Source organism: Shinella curvata (genome assembly GCF_022899935.1).
GTDB classification, from domain to species: domain Bacteria; phylum Pseudomonadota; class Alphaproteobacteria; order Rhizobiales; family Rhizobiaceae; genus Shinella; species Shinella curvata.
The window spans coordinates 274,033-293,560 of sequence record NZ_JALJCJ010000007.1 but is presented as its reverse complement, the minus strand read 5'-3'; the positions used below and the strand labels follow the sequence as shown (position 1 = coordinate 293,560).

Annotated in this window: 19 protein-coding genes; 7 read left to right on the top strand and 12 right to left on the bottom strand. The window is 62.9% G+C overall.

Annotated features, from left to right (window positions below):
- Window positions 1–53: 53 nt before the first annotated feature.
- Window positions 54–695, top strand: a complete 642-nt coding sequence (locus MUU55_RS24510) for a carbonic anhydrase (protein ID WP_244763397.1) — start codon at window positions 54–56, stop codon at window positions 693–695.
- A 78-nt stretch (window positions 696–773) separates the two neighbouring features.
- On the opposite strand, the gene MUU55_RS24505 is transcribed toward MUU55_RS24510, so the two are convergent.
- Window positions 774–1,595: a lytic murein transglycosylase gene (locus MUU55_RS24505; RefSeq protein WP_244763396.1), complete on the bottom strand. Its 822-nt coding sequence runs from the start codon at window positions 1,593–1,595 to the stop codon at window positions 774–776.
- 215 nt (window positions 1,596–1,810) lie between these two features.
- Complete coding sequence (locus MUU55_RS24500) at window positions 1,811–2,845, bottom strand: aspartate-semialdehyde dehydrogenase (RefSeq protein WP_244763395.1); 1,035 nt, start codon at window positions 2,843–2,845, stop codon at window positions 1,811–1,813.
- A gap of 479 nt (window positions 2,846–3,324) precedes the next feature.
- Between MUU55_RS24500 and MUU55_RS24495 the strand changes: the two genes are divergently transcribed.
- Window positions 3,325–5,214: an MFS transporter gene (locus MUU55_RS24495; RefSeq protein ID WP_244763394.1), complete on the top strand. Its 1,890-nt coding sequence runs from the start codon at window positions 3,325–3,327 to the stop codon at window positions 5,212–5,214.
- Between the two features lie 64 nt (window positions 5,215–5,278).
- Here MUU55_RS24495 and MUU55_RS24490 read toward each other — a convergent pair whose 3' ends face one another.
- The 5 genes from MUU55_RS24490 to MUU55_RS24470 form a co-directional block, all read right to left on the bottom strand.
- On the bottom strand, window positions 5,279–5,971 hold the full coding sequence (locus MUU55_RS24490; protein WP_244763393.1) for a phosphatase PAP2 family protein: 693 nt from the start codon (window positions 5,969–5,971) through the stop codon (window positions 5,279–5,281).
- Window positions 5,972–6,092: 121 nt separating this feature from the next.
- Window positions 6,093–7,202: a 3-isopropylmalate dehydrogenase gene (gene leuB, locus MUU55_RS24485; protein WP_244763392.1), complete on the bottom strand. Its 1,110-nt coding sequence runs from the start codon at window positions 7,200–7,202 to the stop codon at window positions 6,093–6,095.
- Window positions 7,203–7,310: 108 nt separating this feature from the next.
- Window positions 7,311–7,691: a RidA family protein gene (locus MUU55_RS24480; RefSeq protein ID WP_244763391.1), complete on the bottom strand. Its 381-nt coding sequence runs from the start codon at window positions 7,689–7,691 to the stop codon at window positions 7,311–7,313.
- Window positions 7,692–7,695: 4 nt separating this feature from the next.
- Window positions 7,696–8,301 (bottom strand): 3-isopropylmalate dehydratase small subunit, encoded by a 606-nt coding sequence (leuD, locus tag MUU55_RS24475; protein ID WP_244763390.1) that lies wholly within the window; start codon window positions 8,299–8,301, stop codon window positions 7,696–7,698.
- A gap of 153 nt (window positions 8,302–8,454) precedes the next feature.
- Window positions 8,455–8,709 (bottom strand): hypothetical protein, encoded by a 255-nt coding sequence (locus tag MUU55_RS24470; protein ID WP_244763389.1) that lies wholly within the window; start codon window positions 8,707–8,709, stop codon window positions 8,455–8,457.
- A 108-nt stretch (window positions 8,710–8,817) separates the two neighbouring features.
- Here MUU55_RS24470 and MUU55_RS24465 point away from each other — a divergent pair, with 108 nt between their 5' ends.
- Together MUU55_RS24465 and MUU55_RS24460 are read left to right on the top strand one after the other, a co-directional pair.
- Window positions 8,818–9,741: an HpcH/HpaI aldolase/citrate lyase family protein gene (locus tag MUU55_RS24465; protein ID WP_244763388.1), complete on the top strand. Its 924-nt coding sequence runs from the start codon at window positions 8,818–8,820 to the stop codon at window positions 9,739–9,741.
- Window positions 9,738–9,944 (top strand): DUF1737 domain-containing protein, encoded by a 207-nt coding sequence (locus MUU55_RS24460; protein WP_244763387.1) that lies wholly within the window; start codon window positions 9,738–9,740, stop codon window positions 9,942–9,944. Before MUU55_RS24465 ends, MUU55_RS24460 begins: the two co-directional genes overlap by 4 nt.
- A 23-nt stretch (window positions 9,945–9,967) precedes the next feature.
- Here MUU55_RS24460 and MUU55_RS24455 read toward each other — a convergent pair whose 3' ends face one another.
- Window positions 9,968–10,402 (bottom strand): metallopeptidase family protein, encoded by a 435-nt coding sequence (locus MUU55_RS24455; protein WP_244763386.1) that lies wholly within the window; start codon window positions 10,400–10,402, stop codon window positions 9,968–9,970.
- A 345-nt stretch (window positions 10,403–10,747) separates the two neighbouring features.
- Here MUU55_RS24455 and MUU55_RS24450 point away from each other — a divergent pair, with 345 nt between their 5' ends.
- The 3 genes from MUU55_RS24450 to MUU55_RS24440 all read left to right on the top strand — a co-directional run bounded on the left by MUU55_RS24450 (window position 10,748) and on the right by MUU55_RS24440 (window position 14,920).
- Window positions 10,748–11,101, top strand: a complete 354-nt coding sequence (locus tag MUU55_RS24450; RefSeq protein WP_244763501.1) for a (2Fe-2S)-binding protein — start codon at window positions 10,748–10,750, stop codon at window positions 11,099–11,101.
- Complete coding sequence (gene bfr, locus MUU55_RS24445) at window positions 11,067–11,552, top strand: bacterioferritin (RefSeq protein ID WP_244763385.1); 486 nt, start codon at window positions 11,067–11,069, stop codon at window positions 11,550–11,552. Before MUU55_RS24450 ends, bfr begins: the two co-directional genes overlap by 35 nt.
- Before the next feature lie 398 nt (window positions 11,553–11,950).
- Window positions 11,951–14,920 carry a calcium-binding protein gene (locus MUU55_RS24440; protein ID WP_244763384.1) on the top strand — a complete coding sequence of 990 codons (2,970 nt, stop codon included), beginning with the start codon at window positions 11,951–11,953 and terminating at the stop codon, window positions 14,918–14,920.
- Between the two features lie 50 nt (window positions 14,921–14,970).
- Here MUU55_RS24440 and MUU55_RS24435 read toward each other — a convergent pair whose 3' ends face one another.
- The 4 genes from MUU55_RS24435 to MUU55_RS24420 all read right to left on the bottom strand — a co-directional run bounded on the left by MUU55_RS24435 (window position 14,971) and on the right by MUU55_RS24420 (window position 19,479).
- On the bottom strand, window positions 14,971–15,498 hold the full coding sequence (locus tag MUU55_RS24435) for an RNA pyrophosphohydrolase (protein WP_244763383.1): 528 nt from the start codon (window positions 15,496–15,498) through the stop codon (window positions 14,971–14,973).
- Between the two features lie 10 nt (window positions 15,499–15,508).
- Window positions 15,509–16,717, bottom strand: a complete 1,209-nt coding sequence (locus tag MUU55_RS24430) for a divergent polysaccharide deacetylase family protein (RefSeq protein ID WP_244763382.1) — start codon at window positions 16,715–16,717, stop codon at window positions 15,509–15,511.
- Window positions 16,718–16,790: 73 nt separating this feature from the next.
- Complete coding sequence (locus MUU55_RS24425; RefSeq protein WP_244763381.1) at window positions 16,791–18,113, bottom strand: S41 family peptidase; 1,323 nt, start codon at window positions 18,111–18,113, stop codon at window positions 16,791–16,793.
- Window positions 18,103–19,479, bottom strand: a complete 1,377-nt coding sequence (locus MUU55_RS24420; RefSeq protein ID WP_425314232.1) for a murein hydrolase activator EnvC family protein — start codon at window positions 19,477–19,479, stop codon at window positions 18,103–18,105. Before MUU55_RS24420 ends, MUU55_RS24425 begins: the two co-directional genes overlap by 11 nt.
- Window positions 19,480–19,528 lie beyond the last annotated feature (49 nt).

Here is a 19,528-nt window from a genome sequence, read left to right as displayed (position 1 = left end):
GAAACCGGGTGGAGCCTCGTCCGGTGGATCGTATCACGGGAGTATTCCGACCTATGAACCGCTTTCCCGATCGTCTTCTGAATGGCTATCGCAATTTCATGTCCGGCCGCTATGCTGAGCAGTCCGCCCGCTACCGGGCGCTCGCCGAGACCGGCCAAAAACCGAAAACCCTCGTCATTGCCTGTTGTGACTCTCGCGCAGCACCCGAGACGATCTTCGACAGCGGACCGGGCGAGCTTTTCGTCGTGCGCAACGTCGCCAATCTCGTGCCGCCCTATGAGCCGGACGGTCAGTTCCACGCGACCTCGGCCGCGCTCGAATTCGCCGTCCAGTCCTTGAAGGTGACCGATATCGTGGTGATGGGCCACGGCCGGTGTGGCGGTATTGCCGCGGCCCTCGACCCGGATGCCGAGCCGCTGTCGCCGGGCGATTTCATCGGCAAGTGGATGGGCATGTTGAAGCCCGTCGCCGAGCAGATCCAGAATGCGGAAATCCTGACCCAGGGCGAGCGCCAGCGGGCGCTCGAGCGCGTCTCGATCCGCAATTCCATCGCGAATCTCAGGACATTCCCCTGCGTGCGCATTCTCGAGGAGAAGGGCCGCGTGCAGCTGCACGGCGCCTGGTTCGACATTTCGACCGGTGAACTGTGGATCATGGATGCATCAACCGGCGACTTCAAACGTCCGAGCGCTTGAGCGTTCCGAACAGTAAGGCAACAAAAAGCCCGGCTTGGGAGACCAAGCCGGGCTTTTTCAGTTCTGGATGACCGGCGATCAGTCGCCGTCGATTTCCGCGCCGATGATGGCGATCGCGCGCTGGTAGACGCTCGCCGCGTTCCAGCCTTGCAGGGCGCCGAAATTGCCCTGGCCCGGCTGGTAGCCGCTGCCGGCGCTCCAGCCGTGGCCGCGCAGGAAGTTGGCGGTGGAGGCGAGCGCATCGGCCTTGGAACCGACGAGGTCGATGCGGCCATTGCCGTCGCCATCGACGCCGTATTTCAGGACGTTTGCCGGCAGGAACTGCGTCTGGCCGATTTCGCCATGGGCAGCGCCGCGTGCCGTCGTGCTCAGCGTGCCGTTCTGTACAAGCTGCAGGGCGGCGTAGAGCTGATTGGTGAAGTAGTCCGAGCGACGGCAGTCATAGGCGAGCGTCGCGACGGCCGACAGCGTGTGTTCCTTGCCAAGGAAGCCGCCGAAGCCGGTCTCCATGCCCCAGATGGCGAGCAGCGGGCCGGCGGGCACGCCGTAACGGGCCTCGATGCGCTCGAAGAGCGCGGCGTTCTGCTTCTTCAGGCTCTTGCCGCGGTTGATGATGGCCTTGCCGCCACGCTTCTGCATGAACTGGTCGAGCGAGAGCTTGAAGCTCTTCTGGCCACGGTCGGCGCGGATCGTGGCCTTGGCGTAGTTGACATTGGCGAAGGCCTTGTCGAGCGTCGAGCGGCTGATGCCGCGGCCGGCAGCCTCATCCTTGAACGCCTCGACCCAGGCCGAAAAACCGCCCCCATCGTTTCCGCACTTGGCGGCCTGAGCCGCTGCCGGTACCGCCGCCGTGGCGATCATTGCGGCCAGAACCTTGGCCACGCTCTTGATCATGCCCATGAAAAACCCCGTGATCTCGTGAATTCCGCTGCGGGAGCATGGCATGCTCCCCTGTTCCTGTCATCGCACCTTGCCGTGAGCCGCGCTTGCAGCCCGGCTCAAAGCGAAGTCCCGATTGTTCTCAGACGGAACAACCGGGACTTTTATTTAAACTTGGTTAAGGGAACGTTGCCACATTTCACCGAAATGCCGGAAACGCTTCCTTCCCAAAAAAATCAGGCGGCCTGCTTCTTCGCCTTGATCAGCCCGCGCGCGACGAGCAGCTCGGCGATCTGGATGGCGTTGAGGGCGGCACCCTTGCGCAGGTTGTCGGAGACGACCCACATGTTGAGGCCGTTTTCGACGGTCGCGTCCTCGCGGATGCGCGAGATATAGGTGGCGTCTTCACCGGCCGATTCGTAAGGCGTGATGTAGCCGCCGTTTTCGTGCTTGTCGATGACCTGGCAGCCCGGCGCTTCGCGCAGGATGTCGCGGGCTTCGTCCGCGGTAATCTCGTTTTCGAACTCGATGTTGACCGATTCCGAATGGCCGATGAAGACGGGAACGCGCACGGCCGTGCAGGTCACCTTGATCTTCGGGTCGAGCATCTTCTTGGTCTCTGCGAGAACCTTCCACTCTTCCTTCGTGTAGCCGTCTTCCATGAAACTATCGATGTGCGGAATGACGTTGAAGGCGATGCGCTTGGTGAACTTCTTCGATTCGACCGGATCGGCGACGAAGACGGCGCGGGTCTGCTGGAACAACTCGTCCATGCCTTCCTTGCCGGCGCCGGAAACCGACTGGTAGGTCGAGACGACGACGCGCTTGATCTTGGCGCGGTCATGCAGCGGCTTCAGCGCGACGACGAGCTGGGCGGTCGAGCAATTCGGGTTGGCGATGATGTTCTTGCGGGAAAACTGGGCGATGGCGTCCGGGTTCACTTCCGGCACGATCAGCGGAACGTCGGCGTCGTAGCGCCAGGCCGAGGAGTTGTCGATGACGACGCAGCCCTGCGCGCCGATCTTCGGCGACCACTTCTGCGAAATCGTGCCGCCAGCCGACATCAGGCAGATGTCGGTGTCGGAGAAATCGTAGTTTTCGAGGTTCTGTACCTTCAGCGTCTTGTCGCCGAAGGAGACTTCGGTGCCCTGGGAGCGGGCGGAGGCAAGTGCCACGACTTCATCAGCCGGGAAACCGCGCTCGGAAAGGATGTTCAGCATTTCCCGGCCGACATTGCCGGTCGCGCCGGCGACTGCGATCTTGAAACCCATGACTAAAGCTCTCTTTCTCTGTCTCTCCGCGGGTTTTGGAGGGAAACCCGCCGGCCAGGAGCGCGGGTTTCTGTCCCCGGCCATACCGGGGAGAGAGCGGTGGCCAGAGACGTCAGACGGTTTTCGTCGTCGTTTTGGCCATTGTTTTGGAAATCGATACGCAATAGCGAACCCGTCCGGCGTTGAATGCCGGAGCGATCATGCGAGCGATGGACTGTCCAAAGCGGTACATGGCGGTTCCCTTGCGTGGGTGCTGAATACGCTCATCTGCCGAAGAGTCAAGCCTTCCATGCGACTTCCGGCATTTCGCGGGCCCTCGACGAAAGTCTTACGCCGAAAGTCATAAGCCCAAAGCAGCGCTGATGCGGCGTTTCATTTTCTGCCATCCTTCCATCAGGCGCACCCCGTCCGGCGTTTTAGGGAGAAACTCCGGACCCCATGGGCTGCCCCGACACGCCGTTTTTGTGGAGGACAAACAAATGGCAAACGTTTCGACCGTGGGCAACGCCAAGTCGGCGCCCATGACGGGCGAGCAGAAGAAGGTGATTTTCGCCTCGTCGCTCGGCACCGTCTTCGAGTGGTATGATTTCTATCTCTACGGTTCGCTGGCGATCTATATTGGCGCCACCTTCTTCAGCCAGTATCCGGAAACCACGCGCAACATCTTCGCGCTTCTCGCTTTCGCTGCGGGCTTTCTCGTGCGTCCGTTCGGCGCGCTGGTTTTTGGTCGTCTCGGCGACCTCGTCGGCCGCAAATACACCTTCCTCGTGACGATTCTGATCATGGGCGTGTCGACCTTCGTCGTCGGCCTCTTGCCCGGTGCCGCCACCATCGGCATCGCTGCCCCGATCATCCTGATCCTGCTGCGCATGCTGCAGGGCCTGGCGCTCGGCGGTGAATATGGTGGTGCCGCGACCTATGTCGCCGAGCATGCGCCCGACGGCAAGCGCGGCTACTTCACGTCCTGGATCCAGACGACGGCGACGCTCGGTCTTTTCCTGTCGCTGGTGGTCATCCTCGCGGTCCAGTTCATCGTCGGCAAGGAAGCCTTCGCCGAATGGGGCTGGCGCATACCGTTCCTGCTCTCGGTCGTTCTCCTCGGCGTCTCCGTCTGGATCCGCCTGAAGATGAACGAATCGCCGGCCTTCGCGAAGATGAAGGAAGAGGGCAAGGGCTCCAAGGCACCGCTCACGGAAGCCTTCGGCCAGTGGCGCAACGCCAAGATCGCGCTGCTCGCGCTGTTCGGTGCCGTCGTCGGCCAGGCCGTCGTCTGGTATTCCGGTCAGTTCTACGCGCTGTTCTTCCTGACCGGCGTGCTCAAGGTGGATGGCCAGTCGGCCAACATCATGGTTGCCTGCTCGCTGCTGCTCGGCACCGGTTTCTTCGTCTTCTTCGGCTGGCTGTCGGACAAGATCGGCCGCAAGCCGATCATCATGGCCGGCCTGCTGCTCGCCATGTTGACCTACTTCCCGCTTTTCAAGGCGCTGACCTGGGCCGGCAACCCGGCTCTGGCAGAAGCGCAGGCAACGGTTCGCGCGACGGTGACCGCCGCCCCTGATGACTGCAAATTCCAGTTCAACCCGACGGGCACGGCGAAATTCACCACCTCGTGCGATATCGCGACCGCGTTCCTCACCAAGAACTCGGTGCCCTATGACGTCGTCACCACCGCTGCTGCCGGCACCCCGGCAACGCTCAAGATCGGTGAGCAGACGATCGCCAGCTACGACGCGACGGCTGCAGGCGACCAGGCCAAGGCCCTCGACGCTGCCTTCCAGAAGCAGACCAATATCGCGCTTCACGACAGCGGTTATCCGCTGGTGCGCGGCGCTGCCAAGGTACCGGAGAGCAAGCTGGATGCCTTCGTTGCCGCCAATCCTGAACTCGCGCTCGATGCCGCCGCCATTCGCGCCGGCGAAAAGGCGACGATGCCGGCAGCGGATCTTGTCAAAGGCAAGCTGTTGACGGCTGACGAAGCCAACGGCGTCACCGATATGGCGGTCTATTCGATTGCCGGTGGCGGTGCCTTCACCATGGTTGCGGACCCCGCAAACGTGAACTGGGTCACGATCATCGCCGTCCTGACGGTCCTCGTGATCTACGTCACGATGGTCTACGGCCCGATCGCCGCCCTGCTGGTCGAACTCTTCCCGACCCGCATCCGCTACACAGGCATGTCGCTGCCGTACCATATCGGCAACGGCTGGTTCGGCGGCCTGTTGCCAGCAACGGCCTTCGCGATGAGCGCGGCCCAGGGCGATATCTACTTCGGCCTCTGGTACCCGATCATCTTCGCAGGTCTCACCCTTGTCATCGGCCTTCTCTTCCTGCCGGAAACGAAGGACCGCGACATCCACGCCATGGATTGATCACCCCCTTCCGAACAATCCTTGGCGGACCCGGCGCGTGGCAACACGGGCCGGGTTCTTCGTTTCAGGGTTTCGGCAGCATGGATTTCGGCAAGGGCCAGCCGCGCGCATCGAAGCGGAAGAGCCAGTCCCTGTGGGCGAAGACGAAGGCGGTGGCGATCGCCGTCCAGAGGCCGAGCAGCAGGCCGGCGGCGACGTCGCTCGGATAATGCGCGCCGACGATGATACGCGAGAGACCGATTACCAGCGCACCGAGCAGGAAGAGCGGCCGCAGGCGCGGCACCAGCATGGAGAAGGCACCGAAGAAGGCGCCGACGGCGGCCGAATGGCCGGACGGAAAGCTGGAATAGAGGTCGTGATAGGCGAAGGGCGTCAGGCTGTAGGCGCCATGGTCGGCAAAGAGTTCCGGCCGGGCGCGGCCGACGATGAGCTTGATGAGATGCACCAGCGACGTGGTCGCCCCCGTGGTCACGAAGAAGTAGAGCGGCAGGCGCCATGCGGTCCGCGTCTGGCCTGTCAGTGTCTCGTTGCGGCTGATCCGGTGTGCCACATAGGCGAGGATGACGAGAAAGCCGGAGCCGTAGATCATCCAGCTAAAGGTGCCGAAATCGGTAATGCGCTGGTTGAAGGTGACGACGGCGCCGGGAAGTCCCTGGGCGCGCTGCGATATCGCGGGATCGAAGGGAAGAAGCACCACGACGAGCACGGCGGTGGCGGCGAGGATCCAGAGCGAAGAGGTCGCGAGCGATCGGTTCATGTCTTTCCCTTGCAGATACGTCGTCTCCATGTGCGGGCGCAACGCGGCTTTTCAAGGGATGCAAACGAAAAAGGCCCCCGCAGCGATGGCACCGGGAGCCTTTTCAGCGATGGGGTTCGGCTCAGGCCGACAGTCTCTTGAAGACGGTGAGGATGGCGTCGCCCATTTCGGTCGTACCGACCTGGCGGCTGCCTTCCGACATGATGTCGCCCGTGCGGATGCCGCTGTCGAGCACTTCGGCGATCGCTTTCTCCAGATTATCGGCTTCCGCGACCATGTTGAACGAGTAGCGCAGGCACATGGCGAAGGAGGCGATCATGGCGATCGGGTTGGCGATGCCCTTGCCGGCAATGTCAGGCGCCGAGCCATGCACGGGCTCGTAGAGCGCCTTGCGCTGGCCCTTGGCATCCGGCGCGCCGAGCGAGGCGGACGGCAGCATGCCGAGCGAACCGGTCAGCATGGCGGCGACGTCGGAGAGCATGTCGCCGAACAGGTTGTCCGTCACGATGACGTCGAACTGCTTGGGCGCGCGCACCAGCTGCATGCCGCCGGCGTCGGCCAGCATGTGCTCGAGTTGCACGTCGGAATAGGCGCGCTTGTGTGTTTCGGTCACGACCTGGTTCCACAGAACGCCCGACTTCATGACGTTGCGCTTTTCCATCGAGCAGACGCGGTTGCCGCGTGTACGGGCCAGTTCGAACGCCACACCGGCGATACGCTCGATCTCGTAGGTGTCATAGACCTGCGTGTCGATGCCGCGCTTCTGACCGTTGCCGAGATCGATGATTTCCTTCGGCTCGCCGAAGTAAACGCCGCCCGTCAGCTCGCGCACGATGAGGATATCGAGGCCCTCGACGAGTTCCGGCTTCAGCGAGGACGCGTTGGCGAGCGCCGGGTAGCAGATCGCCGGGCGCAGGTTCGCGAAGAGCTTCAGGTCCTTGCGCAGGCGCAGCAGGCCGGCTTCCGGGCGCACCTCATAGGGAACGGCATCCCACTTCGGGCCGCCGACGGCGCCGAACAGCACGGCGTCGGCCGCAAGCGCCTTCTCCATGTCGCCTTCCGAGATCGCCACGCCATGGGCGTCATAGGCCGAGCCGCCGACGAGGCCTTCGTCGGTCGTGAAACCGGCGCCGAGTTCGGCGTTCATATAGGCGATGATCTTGCGGACTTCCGCCATGGCTTCCGGGCCGATGCCGTCGCCGGGCAGGAGGAGGAGGTTACGCGCTGTCATGGGATTTTCCTTGAGGTCACGAAATGGTCGCGCGCTTCTTAGCGCAACTTCCGTTCAAGGAAAATCGCCGTAACGAAAGAATTTTGCGCGCAAGCATTCGCCTGTCGGCTATTTTCCGCGAAGTGCTGTAACTTCGATTTCGATCAGCATTTCCGGCCGGATGAGGTCGCAGACGACCATGGTGGCAGCCGGGCGGATCGTGCCGAAGGTTTCTCCGAGGATCGGGAAGACACGATCGGCGAAGGCGGCCTCTGTCACATAGTAATGGCAGCGCACGACATCGTCGAAAGAGAAGCCGGCATCGACCAGAACCTTGCCGATCGTGGCGAGGCAGTTGCGCGTCTGGTCTTCGACGCTGTCGGGCATGGTCATGGTGGCGTAGTCGTAGCCGGTCGTCCCGGAGACGAAGCACCAATCACCCTGAACGACGGCGCGCGAATAGCCTGCCGTCGCTTCAAAAGGAGAGCCGGATGAAATCAACCGGCGCATGGGATCAGGCCCAGGGACGCACGGAGGCGTTCTGCTTCTCGAAGCTGTCGATCGAGCCGGCCTTTTCCAGTGTCAGGCCGATATCGTCAAGGCCGTTCAGCAGGCAGTGGCGGCGGAAGGCGTCGATCTCGAAGCCGATGCGGCCGCCATCGGGGCCGGTGATTTCCTGGGCTTCCAGGTCGACGGTCAGGATGGCGTTGGCGCCGCGGCCGGCGTCATCCATCAGCTTGTCCAGGTCGTCCTGGCTGACGACGATCGGCAGGATGCCGTTCTTGAAACAGTTGTTGTAGAAGATGTCGGCGAAGCTGGTGGAGATGACGCAGCGGATGCCGAAGTCGAGCAGCGCCCACGGGGCGTGTTCGCGCGAGGAGCCGCAGCCGAAATTGTCGCCGGCGACGAGGATCGTGGCGTTCTGGTAGGCGGGCTTGTTCAGCACGAAGGTCTCGTTGACGCTACCGTCTTCATTGTAGCGCGCTTCGGCGAACAGGCCCTTGCCGAGGCCCGTGCGCTTGATCGTCTTGAGGTAGTCCTTCGGAATGATCATGTCCGTGTCGATATTGACGACGGGGAGCGGTGCGGCGACGCCGGTCAGCTTGACGAACTTGTCCATGCGGAAACCCTCGAAATGCGGTGGTGTGATTTTGCCAAGCGTTTAGATCAGTTTTCCCGGAATTTGAAGGGAAATCTTGATCGAGGGCCGCAAACGCAGCCGCCGGGCGCAAGGAGGCGCCCGGATATCCCTATGGGGAGGGGAGACCTCGCCTTAGAGGTCGATGATCGTCCCGCGACCGTCGTTCCAGATGCGCGGCTCGCGCTGGCCGGGGGCCGCACGGTCGTTGCGCGCGCGCGCCGTGGCGCGGACGGGTGCCGGCTGGAGCTTGCCTGCGAGCATGGAGCCGAGCATCAGCACGGCAGCGATGCCGGCGATGGCAAGGCCGATCGAGGCTGCGAACACGACAGTTGCGCTGGCGACCAGCATGGCGAAGACGGTGAAGAGGATGGAGCGGATACGCTGCATTTTGATTTGCCCTTTCTGCAAGAAGCAATGTGGGGGGCGATTTTGTTCATTGCAAGGCCGAATCTCTGGACGCTTGCCGGCTGCGGCAAAGCGCGGCACAAAGAGCGCATGAACAGGACCCCGCACCACCATCCGCTTCGCCTGCGCCGCTCGGTGCTGAGCGTTCCCGCCATCAATGCCAGGGCGCTGGCCAGGTCCCCGGCGCTCGATTGCGACGTGGTTCTCTTCGATCTCGAAGATTCCGTCCTGCCGGAAAAGAAGGCGGAGGCGCGCGCCGCGCTGGTTGCGCATTTCGCCACGCTCGACCGCGCCTCGGGCCGCGAATATGTCATTCGTATCAATCCGCTCGACGGGCCGGATGGTGCACTCGACCTTGAGGCGGTGCTGGACTGCATGCCCGATGCCGTACTGCTGTCGAAGGTTTCCGAACCGCAAGACGTGCTGACCGTGGCGGACTGGCTCTCCGAGGCGGGTGCCGATGATGACCGCGACTGGGGGCCGCGGCTCTGGGCGATGATCGAGACGGCCGCCGGCCTTCTCAACATCGCAGCCATCGCCGAGACGGGCCGCACGGAGGGCGGAAGGCTCGATTGTTTTGTCGTCGGTCTCAACGACCTGCGCAAGGAAACCGGCATTGCCGACATTCCCGGCCGCCCCTATCTCGCGCCGCTGTTGCTCCAGGTGGTCGTTGCCGCACGCGCTTTCGGGCTCGATGTCGTCGATGCCGTCTTCAACGACTTTGCAGATGCCGAGGGCCTTGAGGCGGAATGCCGCCAGGGCCGGCAGATGGGGTTCGACGGCAAGATGCTGATCCACCCGGCGCAGATCGACGCCGCCAACGCGGTCTATGGCGTGACGGAGGCGGAGGCCGCCGAGGCGCTGGCGATCGTCGCGGCCTTCGCCGCACCCGACAATGCGGGCAAGGCGGTGGTCACTATTGCCGGCCGCATGGTCGAAAAGCTCCACGCCGACCAGGCCGAGCGTCTGCTCGCCAGGGTCGACCTGATCAACGAGAGAAAGAGAACCGCATGAAAGTCTACCGCTTCCTCACCGCCATCGACGACGCCAGCTTCTGCCACAAGGTGACGCTGGCGCTGAACAGGGGCTGGGAGCTGCACGGCTCGCCGACCTATGCCTACAATGCCGATGCCAAGGTCATGCAATGCGGTCAGGCGGTCGTGAAGGACGTGCCGGGCAAGGACTATACGCCCGACATCAAGTTGTCCGAGCAGTAAGCCGAAAACATCGATCGCGGCGGTCAGCCCGCCGCGACTTCCGCGCTCGCCTCGATGCGCTCCATGTCGTCGTCCGACAGACCGAAATGGTGGCCGATCTCATGGATGAGCACGTGGGTGACGATGTCGCCGAGCGTTTCCTCGTTCTCGGCCCAGTAGTCGAGGATCGGGCGGCGATAGAGGGTGATGCGGTTCGCCATTTCGCCGGTCTCGACGGTGAAGCGCTCGCTGATGCCGCGGCCTTCGAACAGGCCCAGCAGATCGAACGGCGTTTCCAGCGCCATGTCCTCGAACACGTCGTCGCTTGGGAACTCGGCGATCTCGATGATGAGGTTACCCGTCAGCGCACGGAACTCTTCCGGCAGGTGGCCATAGGATTCCAGTGCCAGCGATTCGAACGTGCTGATGGTCGGGGCGTGGCGGTTGCGCCAATCCTCGGTCTGGTCAATGCGGGCCATGGGCTCTCCTTTGCCCGTCATATAGACGATTTCTCGGATTTTTCGAGGGTCGAATTTTGTAAAGCGCATGCCGTCAGCGCCGGGGCTGGGCGGATTGTCCGCCGATTCGGCATCGAGGCTTTTCACGATGCTTTGCCGGATTCGGAAAAAATCGGTGTTAAAACGGGTTTTGCAACAATTCGTGATCGGTCAGTTTGACGCATCCGCGTGATGCGTTTTCGATTGTCATCGAACTGTAACCCGCTGAAAAGACGATGATTTCAGTCAAGATTAGAAAGACTCTAAACTATTGAGTCAGTAAGGCTGACCCATTCATTCTTGACACTCAATGTCCTCTTTTGCTTAATGCCGGAAACTCAGTGCTTTGCGTATGACAGGCTAGACGAAATGCTCGTTTGCAGCTGCAATTTCATCACCGACAAGGACATTGTCGACGTGGTCAACAGCCTCCTCGATGAGGACTGTTGGCAGCTGATCGTGCCTGCAAAGGTCTATCACGCGATGCAAAAACGCGGCCGCTGCTGCGGCTGTTTTCCCAACGTCGTCGACATCATCATCCGCACAACGGAGCAGTACCACGCCCGCCGTGACTCGACGGGCGACGAGATATTTGATTTCATGACCCGCCTCAAACAATTCCATGAAGAAAACAGGAGAGCGGATCTTGAAAGGCGACAAAAAAGTCATCGAGCAGCTTAACGAAGCGCTCTATCTCGAGCTGGGTGCTGTCAACCAGTACTGGCTCCACTACCGCCTTCTCGAGGACTGGGGTTACACGCTTCTCGCCAAGAAGGAGCGTGCCGAGTCCATCGAAGAGATGCAGCACGCCGACAAGCTCGTTGCCCGTATCATCTTCCTTGAAGGTCACCCGAATCTGCAGACGGTTGCGCCGCTGCGCATCGGCCAGAACGTCAAGGAAGTTCTGGAAGCCGACCTCGCCGGCGAGTACGACGCCCGCAAGGCCTACAAGAACTCGCGCGACATCTGTCACGCGGCGGGCGATTACGTCACGATGAAGCTGTTCGAAGAGCTGCTGATCGACGAAGAAGGCCATATCGACTTCCTCGAAACCCAGCTGGAATTGCTCGGCAAGCTCGGCGAAGAGAAGTACGGCCAGCTGAACGCCGCCCCGGCCAACGAAGCCGAGTAAGGCATGCGGCCCTTCGCGGCCCTACCCGATCGATGAAAACCCCGGCTCGTCCGGGGTTTTTTCGTTTCCGGCCTCCAGCGCTGCAGCCTGTTCCCCCGGTAACAGGGGTGCTTCGCACCGGGGCCGTGCACCCCCTTGTCAGTTCCCAGGGGAACAGGGGGGCGACTTTTTTTGCACAATATAGCCGGCAAGAACGCATGCAGTCCGCGGCGTTCGACTGAACAGACGATGCCGGTCCCGGCTCGAAAAGGATGCGGATTCAGCCCGGGCGCACTGCCCGGCCCGGACGCTTCCGGCGCGATGCAGCGCCTTCTCCGGACCTCTATGCCTTACGACACGGCGCCAGTTGGAGCCGTGAGGGCCGGCTGGTGTCCAGAACGCAAGATCAGGAGGCCCCGATGGGTATGGTAATGGGTACGGATGGCGTCGACAATTTGCTCGGCAGCGATCTCGAAGACGATTTCATCATGGCGCTCGGTGGCGCCGACAAGATCGATGGTGGCATGGGCGCTGATCAGATCCTCGGCGGTGCCGGTGATGACACGGCCAATGGTTCCTTCCAGAACGACTATCTCATGGGGGACGAGGGCGCCGACAAGCTCTATGGCGATAGCGGCGACGACATGATCGACGGCGGCGCGGGTGCCGACAAGCTCTACGGCGGTTCCGGCCGTGACATGCTGTTTATGAACAAGCTGCAGACGGCTGCCGGCGACGTCGTCGATGGCGGTTCCGGTACGGACCGACTGGTGATCGACTATTCCGACCAGGCAACCGGCCTCAACATCACCATCAAGGACTGGATCGCGCCCCAGATGCTGACGGGCAATGTCAGCACGCTCAATGTCGAGAGCTTCCAGATCACGGGCACGAGCCTCGCCGACCGCATCACCGGCGGCAACTATTCCGACATGCTGACGGGTGGTCGCGGTGATGACATCCTTTCGGGCGGTCGCGGCTTCGACATGCTGATGGGCGACGAGGGCAAGGATACGTTGCGCGGCGGTTACGGCACCGATTACCTCACGGGCGGTGCCGACGACGATCTCCTTTACGGTGATCAGGGCGGCGACCTTCTCTATGGTGGTGCTGGCAACGATACCGTCTATGGCGGCGACGCCATGGACATGATCTATGGCGAAGCCGGAAACGACAAGCTCTACGGCGACGCCGGTGATGACATCATCGACGGCGGTGCCGGCAACGACACGATCAATGGCGGCGCGGGCAACGACACGGTCACCTACAAATACGGTGAGGGCAAGGACACGATCACCGACACGAGCGGCAGCGACCGTTTGGTGATCGAGGCCTTCAGCGGCAATTTCACGGCCAAGGCGGCAACCGTGGTCAACACGATCGGCGGCGGCACGACGGTTTCCGGCTTCGAGCACTACACAATCAATGCGACCGGTACCGGCGCCAACACGATCACGACGCTTTCCGGCAACGACGTCATCAATTCGGGGGCTGGCAATGACATCGTCAATGCCGGTGACGGCAGCAACCGCGTCGATGCCGGCCTCGGCAAGGACAGGGTCACGACCGGCACGGGCGCCGACTACGTCGTGCTCGGGGATGGTGGTTCCGATACGGCCGATGGCGGTAAGGGCATCGATACCGTGTCCGTCGACCGCAAGACCGCGACGATGGCTCTCACTTTCGAGGCGACCGGTGCCTCCGCCAAGATCAGCGATGGCACGACGCTGAACAACTTCGAGACGATCGAAGTGTCCTTCGGCTCGGGCAGTGACGTCGTGAAATCGGTCGGTTCGGCCAGCAGTGTGCGTTTCTATGGTTTTGCCGGCAACGATACGCTGATCGGCACCGCCGGCGGCGACGTGCTCGATGGCGGTGCGGGCAATGACAAACTCACCTCCGGTGCCGGCAACGATAGCCTGTACGACACCGGCGGCACCAACACGATCAATGCCGGCGACGGCAACGACGTGGTGCGCGTCGGCGACCTCGGTTCGTCGATCGGCCACAACACGGTCGATCTCGGCACCGGCAATGACAGCTTCTATCGCACGGCCTCCACCGGCAAGCTCACGCTCAACGGCGGTACGGGCACCGACTTCGCTTCCATCGATTTCAGCAAATACGCTTCGGGCATCACCTTCAAGGTGGCACCGAGCGTTGTCGTCGCCGGTACGCCCGTGACGGTGACGAGCATTGAGCGCATCGCCCTCTACGGCGGTGCGGGCAACGACGTCTTTACTGGCGGGGCGCTGAGTGACGAACTTCGTGGCGGTGCGGGCAACGATACGCTGACCGGCGGTGCAGGCAACGACTTCCTCTCGGGCGACGCCGGCAACGACACGCTGCGCGGCGGCGACGGCAACGATACGCTCTACGGTGACGGCCTCAACCGCACGGGCGGCAAGGACAAGCTCTATGCCGACGCCGGCAACGACACCGTCTATGCCGGGATCGGCGATCTTGCCGACGGCGGTATCGGGACCGACGTTCTCGACCTCGACGTCGCCGAACAGACGAAGGACATCACCTTCACGTTCACCACCGGCAAGGTGATCGTCGATGCCACGACCAACTTCAACGCTTTCGAGGCGCTGGTCTATGACGGCTCCAAGGGCAAGGACACGGTCACCGGCGGCAGCCTGCACGACAAGCTCTACGGCAATGCCGGCAACGACGTGCTGCATGGTGCCGGCGGCAACGACCGTCTTGAAGACGGTGCGGGTAGCGACCAGCTGTTCGGGGATATCGGCGACGACACGCTTGTCCGTACCGAATTCACCGGCAAGGATATCTTCGACGGCGGCACAGGCACGGATACGCTGATGTTCTACGACGGCCCGACCTCCGTTGTGCTCGATCTCGAAAGCCAGGCGAAGAACAAGGGCCTTGCTCTCGGCCTGACCGTCAAGGGCATCGAGATCATCCACGGCAGCAGCGCCGACGACGACATCAAGGGCGATGCGAGCAACAACACGTTCTACGGCGGCGACGCCGATGACGTGCTGCATGGGCGCGGCGGCAATGACGTGCTCGTCGGCGGTGCGGGCGACGACTGGCTGACCGGCGGCACCGGCAATGACCAGTTCGTCTTCGCCAGTGCCGGCCGGGATGGCGAAGGTGACGTCATTACCGACTTCACCCGCGGCCAGGACAAGCTGATGATCGACCGCAGCGACTATGGCATCGCGTCCGGCGACGCGACTGTGACGCTCATCGTCGGTGCCGATCCGGTGGCGACCTCGAGCAAGGGTACGTTCCTGTTCGAAAGCGACAACGGCCGCCTCTGGTTCGATTCGGATGGCAAGGGCCTGGAAGCGGACCTTGAACTGGTCGCGACGCTGCAGGGCATCAAGACCCTGTCGACCAGCGACTTCGGTTTCCTCTGATCCCAGGAAACCGAAAACCCTCCCCGGTTCACCGGGGAGGGTTTTTGCATTCAGGGCGCCAGATGGGCGAAGGCGGCGACGACTTCTTCATAGACCTTGCGCTTGAAAGGCACGATGAGCTCGGGCAGCTCCCGCATCTTCTTCCAGCCCCACGCGTCGAATTCCGGCTCGTGACCACCTGGCGGCGGGTTGATGGCAATCTCGCTTTCGGCTCCGTCGAAGCGGAAGGCATACCAGCGCTGGGTCTGGCCGCGGAATTTTCCCTTGAGGCCGATGCCGATCAGGTGCTCCGGCAGGTCGTAGTTGATCCAGCGCCCAGCATCGGCAAGCAGCGTGACGCTCTTCATGCCGGTTTCCTCGTAGAGCTCGCGATAGGCGGCTTTCAGCGGATCCTCGCCCTTGTCGATACCGCCCTGCGGCATCTGCCAGAGCTGCGGCGAGCCGTCATACTCGGAATTGCCGATGGCGATGCGGCGGCCGGCCCACACCGCATTGTCCGCATTCAGCACCATGATGCCGACGCAGGGGCGGTAGGGCAGGTCCTCTGCCCGGATCACCCTGTCCTTGTCCTTGCCCATCCGAATCTTCCTATTGCTTCTTGGCGAGGATATCCGCGAGCGACGCGACGCCGACGATTTCGATGCCGCGGCTGCCCGCTTCCTCGCACCATTCGCGAATAGCGTCCACACTTTCATCGAAGGCTGAGGCGACACCGATGGCCGTGCCGTTGCGCCTCGCGATGCGCTCCAGCTCGTCCAGCTTCTTCAGAACCGATGCACGCGACAGGTCGGCGTCGAGCTGGAGATCGGCAAAGGCATGCGGCGCCTCGACGGTGCCGGCGATGGTACCGGACAGCGACTGTGCCGAACTGCCGTCGTCAAGGAAGAGCAGGCCGCGGCTGGCGACATCGCGGATGACGGGCTCCAGCGCATCGGCATCGGACAGGAAGCGCCCACCCATGAAGTTCACGATGCCCGTATAGTTGGTGGTCTTCGCCATGGCGCGGTGCAACTCGGCAAGGTTCTTGGCCTCGCCGAGATCCGTGCGCAGCGTGTGCGGGCCGGGGTCGTTTTCCGGGTAGTCGAACGGCTCGAACGGCACCTGCAGCAGGATTTCGTGGCCGTTGCGGCGTGCTTCCTGCATCCAGCGAGGCAGGCTGTTGCCGCTGGCGGCGAAAGCCAGCGTGACTTCGCCGGGCAGTTGTTTGAGGGCGCGCTGCGTGCCCGTCTGGCTGAGGCCGAGGCCGCCGACGACGATGGCGATGCGCGTGCCGCGCGCACCCGACCACGGCCGGGCATACTGGTCCATCGGCCGGGTGCCGTCGAGGCCGATGACGGGGATCTTCCCGTCGGACGTATCCTCGAGCAGGTCCTCGTTCGGAAAGGCGGCGGTGCGCTGATCCTGCCCGACGCGGCTCGCCTCGATGATCAGTGGTCCATTACCGCTGCGCGTGCCGGGCTTGTAGGTGCGCACGACATTACCGTCGTCGGTGAGGGTCTCCTCGACGCGTCCGCCCGAAAGGCCCGATGTGCGCGGCACGCGCTCCCTGTCGGCTACGGCGACCTTCTGGTCGGCCTTGCCCTCGGTCTGGCTGTTGCTGGCGGTTTCGTCTGCGGGTGCCGGCAGCGGCGTGGTGAGGAGGCCGCTCGGCGCCATCGCCGTCCAGCCGGAAAAGCCGAGCAGGCCGGCGACGGCGACGGCAAACACGGCATTGCCGGCGGGGAACCGCGATGGTCCCGCCGATTGCGGCCTTTCCTTGCGGTTCTGGCCGAGCGGTGCGTGAATGTCTGTGCCCAAGGTCAGTCTGCGCCGGCCGGAAGCTGCATGAGGAAACCCGGGCCCGTGTGGTGACAGGCCCGGATGAAGCGGATCAGTTCTTCAGTTCTGCCTTTTCCGGATTGGCCGGGAAGGCCTTGTCGGTCTTCTGGCCGCGCAACAGTTCCAGCGCGTACTGAAGCTGTACGTCGTCCTTGGCTTCCGGCGGCACGTATGCTGCGGAACCGGAGCCCTGCTCCGTTTCGCTCTGGCCCTGGATATGACCGCGCAGGCTGGATTCGCCAGCGGTTTCCAGCTTGCCCTGCAGCTCGGCCGGCAGCGGCTGTTCGACCGTGATGTCGGGGGTGATGCCCGTTCCCTGGATCGATTTGCCCGACGGCGTGTAGTAGAGCGCGGTCGTCAGGCGCAGCGCGCCGGCATCGCCCATCGGGATGATGGTCTGGACCGAGCCCTTGCCGAAGGACCGCGTGCCGAGAACGGTGGCGCGGCGCAGATCCTGCAGCGCACCCGCGACGATTTCCGACGCCGAGGCCGAACCGCCATTGACCATGACGATGACCGGCTTGCCGTCGGTGATGTCGCCCGGCGTCGCGTTGAAGCGGCGGGTTTCGTCCTCGTTGCGACCGCGCGTCGAGACCACCTCGCCGCGTTCCAGGAAGGCGTCGGAGACGTTGATCGCCTGATCGAGCAGACCGCCCGGATTGAGGCGAAGATCGAGCACGTAGCCCTTCAGCTTGTCGGCGGGAACCTCTTCCTTGATTTTCTCGATCGCGGCTTCGAGGTCGTCATAGGTCTTTTCCGTGAACGAGATGACGCGGAGATAACCGACATCCCCCTCGACGCGGGACTTGACGGCCTTCACGGCGATGATGTCGCGCATGATGGTGAGTTCGATCGGTTTGTCGGCGCCCTTGCGAATCAGCGTCAGCTTGATCGGCGTGTTGACCGCGCCGCGCATCTTCTCGACGGCTTCCTCCAGCTTCAAACCGCGCACATCGGCGCCGTCGATCTTGGAAATGAAGTCGCCGGCGAGAACGCCCGCGCGGGCAGCCGGCGTGTCGTCGATCGGCGTGATGACCTTGACGAGCTCGTCTTCCATCGTGACCTCGATGCCGAGACCGCCGAATTCGCCGCGCGTCTGGGTGCGCATGTCGTCGGCGTCCTTGGCATTCATGTAGGACGAATGCGGGTCGAGCGACGTGAGCATGCCGTTGATGGCATTCTCGATCAGCTGGTCTTCCTTCGGCGGCGTCACATATTGCGCGCGCACGCGCTCGAACACGTCACCGAAGATGGAAAGCTCGCGATAGGTCGACGAGCCGGCGGCTTCGGCGGGCAGCGTTGCCGTGTTGATGACGCTCATGGCCGTCGCACCCATGAGTGCACCGACGAGAACGAGTGAAGCCCTACGAATCATTGCGTGCCTTTCCAGAATATTTGGCGGACCACCACGGCTGGGAATCAACCGGCTTTCCGTTCTTTCGGAATTCAATGTAGAGTGTCGGCTTGTCTGTTTCCAGCGTCAAAGCGTTGACACTCGCGACCCTTTTTTCACCCATCACGGCGAGCGGTTCACCCGCCACGACGAACTGACCTTCCCGCACGTTCACCTTGTCCATGCCCGACAGCACCAGATGGTAGCCCTCGCCGGCATTCAGGATGATCATGCGCCCATAGCTGCGAAACGTTCCGGCAAAGACGATCCACCCGTCCGACGGCGCCGTGACGAGAGCGCCCGCATTCGTCGCCAGCGTCATGCCCTGCGATTCGTGGCCGGTGCCGTCCGCTTCGCCGAACCGGCGCAGCACATCGCCTGCCGCTGGATAATCGAGTTTCGCCTGCAATTCCTGAAATTCATATGCCGGAGCAATGCGGTTTTTGTCGGGCACGCTGTCGCGGGCGAGTGCCCTGGCCTTTTCGCGCTCGGCTTCCGTCTGGTTGCGCCGTTCCTCTTCCTGCGACTTCGCGAGAGCTGCGGCATCGCGCACGGACGTGATCTCGCGTTCGAGGCCGCCGATAAGGCCCTCGAGACTGGTCGCGCGTGCCGCCAATTCCTCGGCGCGGCGACGCTCGGCGGCGAGCGTGCGGCCGTTCGTGCTGGCAAGCGCTTCGTTTTCGGCAATCAGCAATTCGGAACGCTTTTCCTCCTCGACGCGCAACTGCATGGCGTCGGCCAGTTCCGTACGCTCGCGGTCGATATCGCTCTTTATGTCCATCAGAGCGGAGAGGTCGTCGATGAGTTCGTTCGTCTCCTTGCGGATGCCGGGCACGACGGCGCCGAGCAGGATGGCGCTGCGCACCGAAGAGAGCGCGTCGTCCGGCGTCACCAGCAAAGCGGGCGGAGGATTGCGGCCCATGCGCTGAAGGGCAGCAAGCACTTCGGCGAGAAGGCCACGGCGATCGTGCAGCGAGGCGCGCACGCCCGCTTCCCGCTCGCGCATGCCCTCCAGCCGCTTTTCTCCGGCCAGGATCTTCTCTTCCATGTCCTTGCGCATCGCTGCCGATTTCAGGATTTCGTCGCGCAGGTTCTGGCGTGACTTGTCGAGCTTGGCGATTTCGGCTTCTAGCGCCTTGGTCTTCTCGTCCGAGACGGTGATCGACTGGGACAGTGTTTCCAGTTCGCGGCGTGTGCTGTCGCGACGCAGCGAAAGTGCTGCGGCTGGGTCGAGTTCGGCCTTCGGCAGGGAACCGGTCGTGACGGCGGCCTCGTTCGGCTCGGCGTGGACGGAATGAGGCAGGAGGGCAAGCGACAGCACAGCCGACAGCAGCGCCGGCCGCAGCAGGCGGCTGACATCTCCACCGGGATAGGCTTTGCCGGTTTTCCTCATCGTT